12 protein-coding genes are annotated in these 13,438 nt (G+C 66.9%); 11 read left to right on the top strand and 1 reads right to left on the bottom strand.

The features are described 5' to 3' along the window. Positions 1–2: 2 nt before the first annotated feature. On the bottom strand, positions 3–671 hold the full coding sequence (locus AC1D1F_RS14750; RefSeq protein WP_477675131.1) for a haloacid dehalogenase type II: 669 nt from the start codon (positions 669–671) through the stop codon (positions 3–5). Between the two features lie 333 nt (positions 672–1,004). Here AC1D1F_RS14750 and AC1D1F_RS14745 point away from each other — a divergent pair, with 333 nt between their 5' ends. The 11 genes from AC1D1F_RS14745 to glyA all read left to right on the top strand — a co-directional run bounded on the left by AC1D1F_RS14745 (position 1,005) and on the right by glyA (position 13,435). After that, complete coding sequence (locus AC1D1F_RS14745; RefSeq protein WP_477675132.1) at positions 1,005–1,904, top strand: GNAT family N-acetyltransferase; 900 nt, start codon at positions 1,005–1,007, stop codon at positions 1,902–1,904. A gap of 2 nt (positions 1,905–1,906) precedes the next feature. Further along, positions 1,907–2,833, top strand: a complete 927-nt coding sequence (locus AC1D1F_RS14740; RefSeq protein ID WP_477675133.1) for a 2-hydroxyacid dehydrogenase — start codon at positions 1,907–1,909, stop codon at positions 2,831–2,833. Between the two features lie 290 nt (positions 2,834–3,123). Next, positions 3,124–4,521: an aminotransferase class III-fold pyridoxal phosphate-dependent enzyme gene (locus tag AC1D1F_RS14735; RefSeq protein WP_477696665.1), complete on the top strand. Its 1,398-nt coding sequence runs from the start codon at positions 3,124–3,126 to the stop codon at positions 4,519–4,521. A 43-nt stretch (positions 4,522–4,564) separates the two neighbouring features. Continuing rightward, positions 4,565–5,068, top strand: coding sequence for an Lrp/AsnC family transcriptional regulator (locus AC1D1F_RS14730; RefSeq protein ID WP_477675135.1), 504 nt, complete (start codon positions 4,565–4,567; stop codon positions 5,066–5,068). A gap of 112 nt (positions 5,069–5,180) precedes the next feature. Continuing rightward, complete coding sequence (locus tag AC1D1F_RS14725) at positions 5,181–5,552, top strand: helix-turn-helix domain-containing protein (RefSeq protein ID WP_477675136.1); 372 nt, start codon at positions 5,181–5,183, stop codon at positions 5,550–5,552. 8 nt (positions 5,553–5,560) lie between these two features. Next, on the top strand, positions 5,561–6,724 hold the full coding sequence (locus AC1D1F_RS14720; RefSeq protein ID WP_477675137.1) for a M20 aminoacylase family protein: 1,164 nt from the start codon (positions 5,561–5,563) through the stop codon (positions 6,722–6,724). A 215-nt stretch (positions 6,725–6,939) separates the two neighbouring features. Beyond that, on the top strand, positions 6,940–8,199 hold the full coding sequence (locus tag AC1D1F_RS14715) for a sarcosine oxidase subunit beta family protein (RefSeq protein WP_477675138.1): 1,260 nt from the start codon (positions 6,940–6,942) through the stop codon (positions 8,197–8,199). A gap of 1 nt (position 8,200) precedes the next feature. After that, on the top strand, positions 8,201–8,509 hold the full coding sequence (locus AC1D1F_RS14710; protein WP_477675139.1) for a sarcosine oxidase subunit delta: 309 nt from the start codon (positions 8,201–8,203) through the stop codon (positions 8,507–8,509). After that, on the top strand, positions 8,506–11,502 hold the full coding sequence (locus tag AC1D1F_RS14705) for a sarcosine oxidase subunit alpha family protein (RefSeq protein ID WP_477696666.1): 2,997 nt from the start codon (positions 8,506–8,508) through the stop codon (positions 11,500–11,502). The genes AC1D1F_RS14710 and AC1D1F_RS14705 overlap by 4 nt, the downstream gene beginning before the upstream one ends. Next, a complete protein-coding gene (locus AC1D1F_RS14700; RefSeq protein WP_477675141.1) occupies positions 11,495–12,148 on the top strand; it encodes a sarcosine oxidase subunit gamma in 654 nt (217 codons plus the stop codon). The genes AC1D1F_RS14705 and AC1D1F_RS14700 overlap by 8 nt, the downstream gene beginning before the upstream one ends. A 12-nt stretch (positions 12,149–12,160) precedes the next feature. Continuing rightward, positions 12,161–13,435: a serine hydroxymethyltransferase gene (gene glyA / locus AC1D1F_RS14695; RefSeq protein WP_477675142.1), complete on the top strand. Its 1,275-nt coding sequence runs from the start codon at positions 12,161–12,163 to the stop codon at positions 13,433–13,435. The last annotated feature ends 3 nt before the right edge of the window (positions 13,436–13,438 follow it).

Here is a 13,438-nt window from a genome sequence, read left to right as displayed (position 1 = left end):
GATTACAGGCCGACCAGCGCGGGCAGCCCGTTGATGTCGCGGATCTCCACGTGGCTGTAGAACTCGCTGGGCTTGGGCTCATGGCCGCGGTTGACGAAGACCTTGTTCTTGATGCCCATGTCGTGGGCCGACATCAGGTCGTAGCGCGGGCTGGAGGACACGTGCAGGATGTCGTCCGGCGAGCAGCCCAGCTGGTCGAACATGTACTCGAAGGCCTGCAGGCGCGGCTTGTAGGCGCCGGCGTCCTGCGCCGTGTACACCTTGTGAAAGGGCGCTTCGAGCTTGCGGACGTTGGCGTCGATCTGCTCGTTCATGGCATTGGACAGGATCACCAGCGGGATCTTGTTGCCCACGCGGGTGAGCGAGAACGGCACGTCGGTGTGCGGGCCCCAGGTGGGCACGGCGTCGTAGAACTTCTGCCCGTCCTCGTCGCGGTAAGCGACCCCGTGGCGCTTGCAGGTGCGCGCCCACGCGGACTTGAGCACCTGGTCGTAAGGCTTCCAGTCGCCCATGGCCTCGTCCAGCCGCAGGGCGCTGAAGTCCTTGAGGAACTGCTGCATGCGCTCGGGCGGCAGCTGGTCTCCGACGATGCTGTGCGCCACCTCGTGCATGCGGAAGTAGATGAGCGTGCCGTAGCAATCGAAGGAGATGTACTTGGGTCGGAAAATCATGGTTTACCTCGTGGGTGGTAGGGTGGAAAAAGGGTTCAGGCGACGGAGGGGAAACAGCCGGCAGGCACAGGGAGCGGGTGGCAGTCGACGGACATCGGTAAGCTTTATGTTGTACGCGGTGGTTCAATAGGAGCAATCCTAGGCAGCATCCGCCGCAGTTGTTGCGGTTCTGCGCGGCGCGAACGCAGCATTCCTTCGCAGTACCGCGGGCTCCAGGCGCTTTGTGCCGTTCTTCCAGCGGCCGTGGCCGGCGCCAAGATCGTACAAGCCGGGGGCCCTTGCGCCGAGCATCATCTTCCCCAAACCGCACTTGACGTTTTGAAGGAAAGCCCCATGCCCGACCACGTTTCCATTTCCCAGGCCGCACTTGAGGCGGTGGGCCGCCCGCTGCCCGACGGCGTGACGCTTCGCCGGCTGCAAGCGGACGACCTGGAAGCGGCGCAGGCGCTGTCGCGCGAGTTCCAGTGGCCGCATCGCCTGGAGGACTGGCAGTTCGGCCTGGCGCACGGCCAGGGCGTGGCCGCGGTGCGCGACGGTGCACTGGTCGGCACGGCGATGCATTGGGCCTGGGGAAAACAATACGCGTCGGTGGGCCTGGTGCTGGTGTCCCCTCACATGCAGGGGCAACGCGTGGGCCAGCATCTCATGCACGCGGTGATGGCGGGACTGGAAGACCGCACCGTGATGCTGAACGCCACACCTGAAGGCCGCGGCTTGTACGAACGCATGGGCTTCGCCATCACGGGCGAGATCCGGCAGCACCAGAGCCTGGCGGCCCCGGCCCAGCTGATGGCGCTGCCCCAGGGACAGCGGCTGCGGCCGCTGGGACGCAACGACGCAAAAACGCTGGTCGCCCTTGATGCGCGCTCGGCCGGCATGCCGCGCGAAGCCATGCTGCGCCAGCTGCTGGCCGAAGGCGAAACAGTGGTGCTGGCAAGCGGCGGTGAAGCCGTGGGATTCTCCGTCGTGCGGCGCTTCGGGCGCGGCCATGCCATCGGCCCGGTCGTGGCGCCCGACCTCACCAGCGCACAGGCACTCGTCGGCCACTGGTGCAGCCGCTTTGCCGGCAAGTTCCTGCGCATCGACGTCGACGCCACCGGCGGGCTGCCCGAATGGCTGGAAGCGCAGGGCCTGCTGCGCGTGAGCAGCGTCACGACCATGGTGCGCGGCGGGCCGCTGGAGCGGGGCCCGGCCGTGGGCGGCTGGGCGCTCGTTAATCAAGCGATGGGCTGACGATGGCGTTTTTGTACAAAGGCCCCGCGCAGCGCGGGGCCGTCTGGGCCGAGCAGTTCGCGCGCAGGATGCCGCAGTTGCCGTTTTTGACCTGGCCCGAGATCGGGGATCCGGCGCAGGTGCGCTTCCTCGCGGCCTGGGAGCCGCCGCCGCGGATCACTGAAGCCCTTCCCAATCTGGAGGTGCTGTTTTCGGTTGGGGCCGGCGTGGACCAGTTCGATTTCGCGGCACTGCCGGCCGGGCTCACCGTGGTCAGGATGGTGGAGCCGGGGCTGACGGCCTGCATGTGCGAATACGTCAGCTGGGCCGTGCTGTCGCTGCACCGGGAGATGCCGCAGTACCTGCATCAGCAAAGCCTGGGCCAATGGAAAGAGCATCCCGTTCGGCCGGCCTCCACGCGGCGCGTGGGCGTGATGGGCATGGGCATGCTGGGGCGCGCGGCGCTCGCGCAGCTGCGGCTGCTGGGCTTTGACTGCGCCGGCTGGAACCGCTCGAAGCGCAACGAGCCGGGCGTGCGCTGCTACAGCGGCGAGGCGGAGCTGGACGAGTTCCTGGCCCGCACCGACATCCTGGTATGCCTGCTGCCGCTCACGCCCGAAACGCGCGGCATTCTCGGCCGGCGCGTGTTCGACGCGCTGCCGGAAGGCGCCTGCGTGGTCAACGCCGCGCGCGGCGGCCACCTCGTGGAAGCTGACCTGCTCGCCGCGCTGGAAAGCGGGCGGCTGTCGGCTGCGGTGCTGGACGTCTGCGAGCCCGAGCCGCCCGCGCCGGGCCATCCGTTCTGGAAGCACCCGCGCATCTGGCTCACGCCCCATATTGCCAGCGCGACCCAGGCAGAAACCGCGGGCGAAGCGCTGCTGGACAACCTGCGGCGATACGCCTTCGGCCTGCCGCTTGAGGGCGTGGTGGACCGCTTGCGCGGGTACTAGGAGTCTGGGCGGTAGAAGGCATCGAAGCGAAAAGCGAGCCCAGCGAGGACAGTTTTTACCGGGTTTGCAGACCCATAGCCGTAGCTATGGGGCAAAAAGCCGGTGAAAAATGGACCGCTGCGCTCGCTTTGCAGCCGATGCTCCTTCTGCCGCCCAGACTCCTGGGCCCGTCCACGGGCCCCAGGGCCGCAGAATCTTCTACCGTAGGCGTACGAACAACAGCATGGTCGTGCGCGCGCAAGGGGCCAAGCCGCAGCACCCGCTGCGCACTCGCGCCTAAGCTTGTGCCCATGATGTCCACCAAAACCCTTTCACTCGATTCGCTTGTGGCGCTAGACCGCGCACACCTGATCCACCCTGTGGCCAACTGGCGCGGCCATGAGCAGCGCGGCGCCACGGTGCTGCGCTCCGGCAAGGGCGCCTGGCTGCGCGACGCCGACGGCCGTGAACTGCTCGATGCCTTCGCCGGCCTGTGGTGCGTCAACATCGGCTACGGCCACGAAAGCGTCGTGGAAGCCGCCGCGCGCCAGATGCGCGAGCTGCCCTACGCGACGGCTTATTTCGGCTACGCCAGCGAGCCGGCCATCCGCCTGGCCGCCAAGCTTGTGGAAATTTCGCCGCCCGGGCTGGAGCACGTGTACCTGACGCTGGGCGGATCCGAGGCGATCGATGCCGCCGTGCGCCTCATCGTGCAGTACTACAACGCCACGGGCCGGCCGAGCAAGAAGCACTTCATCGCGCTGGAGCGCGGCTACCACGGCTCATCCTCCACCGGCGCCGGCTTGACGGCCCTGCCCGCCTTCCATCGCGGATTCGACCTGCCGCGCCCCGAACAGCACTACATCCCCTCGCCTTACCCCTACCGCAGCCCCGTGGGCGATGACCCGCAAGCGCTGATCGCGGCTTCGGTGGCCGCGCTGCGCGAGAAGGTCAACACGCTGGGCGCGGAGAACGTCGCGGCCTTCTTCTGCGAACCGATCCAGGGCTCGGGCGGCGTGATCGTGCCGCCGGCGGGCTGGCTCAAGGCTATGCACCAGGCCTGCCGCGAGCTGGACATCCTGTTCGTAGCCGACGAGGTGATCACCGGCTTCGGCCGCACCGGCCCGATGTTCGCCTGCGATGCCGAAGGCGTGTCGCCGGACCTGATGACCGTCGCCAAAGGGCTGACCTCCGGCTATGCGCCCATGGGCGCGCTGCTGATGTCGGATCGCGTGTACGCCGGCATCGCCGACGGCACGCCGGCCGGCGCGCTGGTGGGCCACGGCGCCACCTACTCCGCGCACCCGGTGAGCGCCGCCGTGGCGCTGGAAGTCATACGGCTCTACGAAGAGGGCGGCATCCTCGCCAACGGCCAGCGCGTCGCGCCCCACTTCGAAGCGGGATTGCGCGCCATGCTGCGCCATCCGCTGGTGGGCGACGCGCGCTCGCGCGGGCTGCTGGGCGCGCTGGAGCTGGTGAGCGACAAATACACCAGGGCCGGCTTCGACCCCGCGCTGCAGCTGCCCGACCGCATCGCCAAAGCGGCTTACGAGAACGGCCTCATCTTCCGCGCTTTCGGCGACGGCATCCTGGGCTTTGCGCCGGCCTTGTGCTTCACGCCCTCGGAGTTCGAGCAGATGTTCGAGCGGCTGAACCGCACGCTGGACACCGTGCTGGAGCAGCCCGAAGTGCGGCGCGCCCTGGCTTGACCTGATTGACTTGGGCGTGGAACTTGCTTAAATGGGGTTAACGATGAATACCTCCACCGGCAACCCCAAGCTAGACCGCCTTGACCTGCGTATCCTGTGCCACCTGCAGAAGAACGGGCGCGCCTCCAACGTCGAAATCGCCGATGCCGTCGGCCTGTCCCCCAGCCCCTGCCTGGTGCGCGTGAAGCGGCTGGAGCAAGCCGGCTACATCGCCGGCTACGGCGCGCAGATACGGCTGGAGAAGCTGGGCGACACGCTGCTGGTGTTCACCGAGGTCACGCTGCAGGACCACAAGCGCGAGGACTTCGTCAAGTTCGAGATGAGCATCCGGCCGATCGACGAGATCGTGGAGTGCCACCTGGTCAGCGGCGGCTACGACTACCTGCTGAAGTTCGTCACACGCGGTGTGAACCACTACCAGGAGATCGTTGAAGGCTTGCTGGAAGCCAACATCGGCATCGAAAAATACTTCAGCTACATCGTGATCAAGACGCCCTTCGTCAAGAACTTCTACCCGATCGAGCAACTGATCCAGCCGCACGCTTGAGCGGGCCGCGGGGCCGCAGCTTTTGCTGCAGCCCGGCCCGATTCGACATTTGCTGCTGCACCGGCGTCCGTTTCCGGTGCCATCTCCGGTGGGGCCGGCCTACGCTTGGAGCATGAACCCTCCTTCCCGCATCCCGGCGCCCGCCCGCTCGGCCGCAGCGATCCAGCGAGTGCAGCGGCACATCCACGAGAACCTCAACCAGGCGCTGTCACTGTCGGAGCTGGCCGATCTTGCCGGGCTCAGCATCTGGCGCTTCGCCACCGTGTTTCGCCAGCAAGTGGGCGTTTCCCCGCACCGCTACATCTGCCGGCTCCGCCTGGCGCGCGCGCAGGCCCTGATCCGGCAGGGCATGCCGGTCGCCAGCGCGGCCAGTGAAGCGGGCTTTTATGACCAAAGCCATCTCTCGCGGCATTTCAAGAGCGTGTTCGGCATGACACCGGGGCAGTACCTGACGACCGCCGGCCAGCCGCGAACGGCATGCTGAGCCGCACCATGACAGAGGAGATCGCGGACCTGCTGCCCGACCTGGTCGCGCTGCGGCGCGACCTGCACGCGCATCCGGAGCTGGCATTCAAGGAACACCGCACGGCCGGCATCGTCGCCAAGGCCTTGCGCGACCTGGGGCTGGAGGTGCACGAGGGCATAGGCGGCACGGGTGTTGTCGGCGTGCTGCGCGCCGGCAGCGGACAGCGCAGCGTGGGACTGCGCGCCGACATGGACGCGCTGCCCATTCTTGAGCAAGGCGAACGGCCCTACGTCAGCCGCTTTCCCGGCGTCCACCACGGCTGCGGGCACGACGGGCACACCGCCATGCTGCTGGGCGCGGCACGCCAGCTGGCACGCACGCGCCGCTTCGACGGCACCGTCAACTTCATCTTCCAGCCCGCCGAGGAAGGCCGGGGCGGCGCACGCGTGATGGTCCAGGAAGGGCTCTTCGAGCGCTTTCCCTGCGACGCGGTCTACGCCCTGCATAACTGGCCCGAGTTGCCCGCCGGCACGGCCCAGACGCGGCCGGGCGCCATCATGGCGGCGGCGGATCGCTTCGACATCGTGGTGCGGGGCCGGGGCGGCCACGCGGCCCAGCCGCATCGCACGCCCGACGCGGTGCTCGCCGCGAGCGAGCTGGTCACCCAGTTGCACACCATCACCTCGCGCCGCATTCCACCCACCGAGAATGCGGTGCTCTCGGTCACGCGCATCAGCGGCGGCCAGTCACACAACGTGCTGCCCTCCGCGGTCGAACTCACGGGCACGGTGCGCAGCTTCGACGCCGGCGTCCAGGACACCATCGAAACCGCCATCCGGCAGGTCGCGCAAGGCGTGGCCCAGGCCACCGGCACCGCGATCGACGTGGAGTACGTGCGCTACTACCCGGCCACCGTGAACACGCCGCAAGAAGCATCGCTGGCGCTGCGCGCCGCCGAAGCCGCGGGCCTGCGGGCTTCGGTGGCGCCCTCGGCGGCGTTCACGTCCGAGGATTTCGCGTTCATGCTGAAAGCCAGGCCCGGCGCCTACCTCTGGCTGGGCCAGGGCGCCAACCCGGGACGTGAAGACACCCCCTCATTGCACCATCCCAGCTACGACTTCAACGACGAGGTGCTGCCGCTGGGCGTGAGCTGGTTTGTCCAGGTGGCGAGCCTCGCGCTGGCGGGCTGACCCGTCGGTAACTCCGAACGCTTCACCGCGTTCAACCGTGACTTCCTCTCCGGACTCGTGACGAACGCAGCCCGGAAGATCACCAGCATCTCCCGCGCACGCCAAATCCGACATCATGTCGAATTTGAGCAAGTGTGCGTCCGCCCGGCGCAAGTTGGCGCACCTGGGAAATCCAACAATGGGCGCAGATTCATTGGACCTCCCCACAAGCGACTATGCGCGGCCAACACTACTCTCTCTGGAGCCTGCTCAAGCACGGTTTCAAAAATCACCAAACCTGGGAGCCCGCCTGGGAGCGGGTGGCATTGAAGCCGTCCTACGACGTGGTGATCGTCGGCGGCGGCGGGCACGGCCTGGCCACGGCCTATTACCTGGCCAAAAACCACCCCCAGGTCGGCAAGATCGCGGTGCTGGAAAAAGGCTATCTGGGCGGGGGCAATACCGCGCGCAATACCACCATCGTGCGCTCCAACTACCTGTGGGACGAGTCGGCGGCGATCTACGAGCATTCGCTCAAGCTGTGGGAAGGCCTGACTGAAGACCTGAACTTCAACGTGATGTTCAGCCAGCGCGGCGTGTTCAACCTGGGCCACACCTTGCAGGATATGCGCGACATCGAGCGCCGGGTCAACGCCAACGCGCTGCAAGGCATTGACGCCCATGTATTGAACGCGCGGGAAGTGAAAGAAAAAATTCCCCAGCTGGACTGCAGCCGCAGCCGCCGCTATCCGGTGCTGGGCGCCAGCTGGCAGCCGCGCGCCGGCATCGCCCACCACGACGCCGTGGCGCGCGGCTTCGCCCGCGCCGCCAGCCGCCTGGGTGTGGACCTGATCGAAGGCTGCGAAGTCACCGGCATGGACATCGCGGGCGGCAAAATCCGCAGCCTGGAGACCAACCTGGGCACCGTTAAAACCGATCGCGTGGGCTGCGTGGCCGCCGGCCATTCATCGGTGCTGGCCAAAATGGCCGGCCTGCGCATGCCGCTGGAGAGCCATCCGCTGCAGGCCTTTGTGTCCGAATCGATGCAGCGCGTGATCGACACCGTGATCATGTCCAACGCGGTCCACGGCTACCTCAGCCAGTCCGACAAAGGTGAACTGGTGATCGGCGCCGGCATCGACAGCTACCTGGGCTACGGCCAGCGCGGCAGCCCGCACGTGATAGAGCACACGGCAGCCGCCATCATCGAGCTGTTTCCCCAGTTCTCCCGCGTGCGCATGAACCGGCAATGGGGCGGCATTGTGGACGTGACGCCCGACGCCTGCCCGATCATTTCGAAGACCGCGGTGCAAGGCCTGTTCTTCAACTGCGGCTGGGGCACCGGCGGCTTCAAGGCCACGCCGGGCTCGGGCCATGTCTTTGCCGACATGCTGGCCAGGGGTGAGCCCAATGCGCTCGCCAAATCCTTCTCCGTGGACCGGTTCCACACCGGCCACCTCATCGACGAACACGGCGCCGCAGGCGTCGCCCACTGATATGTTTTTATTGCACTGCCCCCATTGCGGCGAAACGCGGGACGAGGAAGAGTTCAGCAATGCCGGTGAAGCCTACATTCCCCGCCCGCTCCAGCCTGAGACCGTGGACGACGCCACCTGGGGCGACTATGTTTTCATGCGCAGGAACACCAAGGGCTGGTTCTGGGAGCAATGGCAGCACACGGCGGCCTGCCGCAAGGTATTTGCCGTGAAGCGCAACACCGCGACCTATGAAATAGCCGGCACCTGGACGCTGGCCGAAGGCAAGGCCCTGTTTCTGGCGGACATTGCCGGGGAGCAAAAGGTATGAGCGGTACCAGAGTCCCCCAGGCCGGCATGCGCATCGACAGCACGCGCACGGTCAATTTCAGCTTTGACGGCCGCGATTACACCGGCCACCCCGGCGACACGCTGGCCTCCGCCCTGCTGGCCCATGGCGTGCGCCGCATGGCGCGCAGTTTCAAGTACGGCCGGCCCCGCGGCATCATCGGCGCGGGTGCGGAAGAACCCAATGCACTGGTGCAGCTGGGCACGGGCGCACTGACCACACCCAACGTCAAGGCCACCCAGGCCGAGCTTTACGAGGGCTTGAGCGCCCGGTCCACCTCGGGCTGGCCCTCGCTGGACTTCGACCTGAAGTCGGTCCTGGGCCAGGGCTCGCGCTTCATGCCGGCCGGCTTTTACAGCAAGACCTTCAAGTGGCCGCAAAAGCTCTGGCCGCTGTATGAAACCGTGATCCGCAAGTTTGCCGGCTTTGGCGACGCGCCGGCCGAACCCGATCCCGAGAACTACGACCACCTGCACCACCACGTGGACGTGCTGGTCGTCGGCGGCGGCGCCTGCGGCTTGCTGGCCGCGCTGCAGGCCGGCCGCGCCGGCCTCAAAACCCTGCTGCTGGACGAGCAGAACGAGCTGGGTGGCTGGCTGCTGTCCGACCCCCATGCGCAGATCGACGGCCGCAACAGCGATGCCTATATCCGCTCCATGCAGGCCGCCCTGGCCGACATGCCGCATGTGACCGTCCTGGTGCGTACCACCGCCTTCGGCATGTATGAACAAAACCTGGTGCAGGCCGTGGAACTGGTGCAGGACCATCTCCCGCCGGAGCAGCGCCAGGCCCACCTGCCGCGCCACCGCATGCACAAGATCCGCGCCCGCCAGGTCGTATTGGCCACGGGCGCCATCGAGCGCCCGCTGGTGTTCGGCAACAACGACCTGCCCGGCGTGATGACCGTGTCCGCCGGCCAGACCTTTCTGCAGCGCTACGGCGTGCGCGTCGGCCGTCGCGTCGTGATCTGCGGCACCAGCGACCTGATCCACGACTGCGCCGAAAGCCTGGCCAAAGCCGGCGCCCAGGTCACGGTGGCGGATGTGCGCCACAGCGCGGTGGCGCGCAACAGCAGTTACACGGTGATGGCGGGCCACGGCATCGCCGAAGTCACGGGTGGCGGCGAAGTCAAGGGCGTGAAACTTGTGCCCCTGCATCCCACCCGCGATGAAGCCACCGGCGCCGGCACTTTCATTGCCTGCGACGTGGTGCTGAGCTCCGGCGGCCTGTCGCCCACGGTGCACCTGTTTTGCCACGACGGCAGCCGCCCGCAATGGGATGAATCCATCGCGGCCTTTGTGGCGCCGCACACCGGGCGCAAAGGGGTTGCCTGCGCCGGCTCGGTCACCGGCGCTTTCGAGCTGGCCGACGCGCTGGCGCAAACCACGCAAGCGATGCAACAGGTGCTGAGCGCCTGCGGCAAACGAGAATCGTTGCAGGTCCCCTCCTGCGTCCAGCCCCGGCGCCTTGCGGCGCGTCCGATGTTCCGCCTGCCCGACGGCAAGGCCGAAGGCGCGGGCGCCAAGGCTTTTGTCGACTACCAGAACGACGTCAGCGCCGCCGACATCGAACTGGCGGTGCGTGAGAACTACCACTCGATCGAGCACGTCAAACGCTACACCGCTTTGGGCTTCGGCACCGACCAGGGCAAGCTGTCCAATGTGAACGGCTTTGTCATCACCGCCCGCGCATTGAAGCGCCCGGTGAACGAGGTCGGCACCACCACCTACCGTCCGGCCTACACGCCGGTGAGCCTGGGCGCGCTGGCCGGCACCATGCGCGAAGAGCTGTTCGACCCGAACCGCTACAGCGCCATCCATGCTTCCCACGTGGGGCGCGGCGCGGCGCTGGAACCGGTCGGCCAATGGCAGCGGCCCTGGTACTTCGCAAAGCCCGGCGAAGACCTGCACGCCGCCGTGAACCGCGAATGCCTGGCGGCGCGCAAGGGCGTGGCGGTGATGGACGCCTCCACGCTGGGCAAGATCCAGATCGACGGCCCGGACGCGCGCGAATTCCTGAACCGCATCTACGCCAATGCCTGGACCCAGCTGGCCGTCGGCAAATGCCGGTACGGCCTGATGCTGGACGAAAACGGCATGGTGATGGACGACGGCGTCACCGCCTGCATCCAGCAAAACCAGTTCTACATGACCACCACCACCGGCGGCGCGGCCCGCGTGCTGAACTGGCTGGAGCGCTGGCACCAGACCGAATGGCCCGAACTCAAGGTGTGGATGACCTCGGTGACCGACCACTGGTCCACCATCGCCCTGGTGGGGCCCAAATCACGCGCGGTGCTGGCGAAGCTGTGTTCCGACATCGATCTTTCCCCGGACAACTTCAAGTTTATGGACTGGCGTTCGGGCACGGTGTGCGGCTTGCCCGTACGCGTGTTCCGGATCAGCTTCTCGGGCGAGCTGTCGTATGAGCTGAACGTCGAATCCGGCTACGGCCGCGCGCTGTGGGAGGCCGTGATGGCCGCCGGCGCCGAGTTCGACATCACGCCTTACGGCACCGAAACCATGCATGTGCTGCGCGCCGAAAAGGGCTTCATCATCGTCGGCCAGGATACCGATGGTTCGATGAGCCCGCTGGACCTGGACATGGCCTGGGCCGTCGGCATGAAGAAACCGTTCAGCTTCCTGGGCAAGCGCTCGCTGGCCCGCAGCGACACGGCCCGCGAAGGCCGCAAACAGCTGGTGGGGCTGTTGCCCGAAGACCCGTCCAGCGTGTTGGTCGAAGGTGCGCAGATCATGGAAAGCGCCACCACGGGCGCGGCCAACCAGATGCTGGGCCATGTGACGTCCAGCTACCACAGCGCCTTCCTGGGCCGCTCCATCGCCATGGCCGTGGTTGCCGGCGGCCTGCAGCGCAAGGAGCAGACCCTGTATGTGCATGCCCACGGCAAGGTCACTCCCGTCAAAGTCGGCGGCAGCGTGTTCGTGGACGTGAAAGGCGACCGTCAAAATGTTTAATCCACCCAATGTGATGCTGGAATCCGCCCTGCACGCCTTTGGCCTGCCCAGCCGCGTGGCAACGCCCGCCAATGCGAACCGCGTGATCATGAGTGAGCTGCCCCACCTGGGCTATATCGTGCTGCGAGGCCAAGCCGGCGACACGGCATTCATGCAGGGCGTGGCCGGCGTGCTGGGCCAGGCGCTGCCGACCCAGCCGATGACGGTTTTGTCCACCAGCGCCGGTGCGGTGTTGTGGGTCTCGCCCGACGAATGGCTGCTGGTCTGCAAGCGTTCGGACCGCAATGCGCTGCTGGCTGCATTGACCAGTGCGTTGCAGGAGGTGTTCGCCCAGGTGGTGGACAACAGCGGCGGCTTGACGGCGCTGCGCATCACCGGGCCCGACCACATGCTGCTGATGCGCCAGCTCGGCCCTTACGACTACGAGAGCCTGGCCGTGGGCCGCTGCGCCGCCACCGTGGCGTCCAAGACCGACTTCACCGTGGCGCGCACCGACGAAGCCGGTGTGGTGCTGGTGTTCCGCCGGAGCTTTGCGGACTACACCTGGCGCCTGCTGGAGCGCACCGCCAGGCCTTACCAGCTGTGCATTACCAGCCCGGCGCAATGCGCCGACCCGATTTTCACCCCCTTGTTCGAAATCGTTTGAAAGAGCGTTCCCATGCAAACTGAAGATTTCTTCTCCACAGGCGTGGCCCAGGCCGACCCGGCCGTCAGCATCGCCATGGACCACGAATTACAGCGCCAGCGCGAACAGATCGAGTTGATCGCCTCCGAAAACATCGTCTCCCAGGCCGTTCTGGATGCGCAGGGATCGGTGCTGACCAACAAATACGCCGAAGGCTACCCCGGCAAGCGCTACTACGGCGGCTGTGAGCACGTGGACGTGGTCGAAACCCTGGCCATCGAGCGCCTGTGCAAGCTGTTTGGCTGCGAATTCGCCAATGTGCAGCCCCACTCCGGCGCCCAAGCCAACACCGCGGTCATGCTGGCGCTGGTGCAGCCCGGCGACACGGTGCTGGGCATGGCGCTGTCGGCCGGCGGCCACCTGACGCACGGCGCCAAACCGGCGCTCTCCGGCAAATGGTTCAAGGCCGTGCAATACGGCGTGCGCCGCGCCGATTCGCTGATCGACTATGACGAGGTCGAGGCCCTGGCCATCGAACACAAGCCCAAACTCATCATCGCGGGTTTTTCCGCCTACCCGCGCACCATCGACTGGGCGCGCTTCCGCGCAATTGCCGACAAGGTCGGCGCATTCCTGATGGTCGACATGGCCCACGTGGCCGGCCTGGTGGCCACCGGCGTCTCTCCCAGCCCGGTTCCGCACGCCCATGTGACGACCTCCACCACCCACAAGACCCTGCGCGGCCCGCGCGGCGGCGTGGTGCTGACCAACGACGCGGAGATCGCCAAAAAGATCAACTCCGCCGTGTTCCCCGGTTCGCAGGGCGGCCCGCTGATGCACGTGATTGCCGCGAAGGCCGTGGCCTTCGGCGAGGCGCTGCAGCCCGGCTTCAAGGCCTATACCCAGCAGGTGGTGGCCAACGCCAAGGCCCTGGGCGCGGTGCTCAAGGCCGGCGGCCTGGACCTGGTGACCGGCGGCACGGATAACCATCTGCTGCTGGTCGACCTGCGTCCCCTGGGCCTGAAGGGCAATACGACCGAAGTGGCGCTCGAGCGCGCCGGCATCACCTGCAACAAGAACGGCATTCCGTTCGACGACGAGAAGCCGACCATCACCTCCGGCATCCGTGTCGGCACGGCCGCCGGCACCACACGGGGCTTCGGCACGGCCGAGTTTGAAGAGGTCGGCCGCCTGATGCTGGAAGTTTTCAACAGCCTGAAAACCAATCCCGCCGGCGACGCGGCGACGGAAAGCGCCGTCTACGCCCGCGTCAAGGCGCTGACCGCCCGCTTCCCTCTCTACGCCTGAAGT

This window comes from Polaromonas sp. P1_H6 (assembly GCF_056405195.1).
Note: the sequence above shows the minus strand (reverse complement) of the source record. Positions and strands in the feature narration are given on the sequence as shown.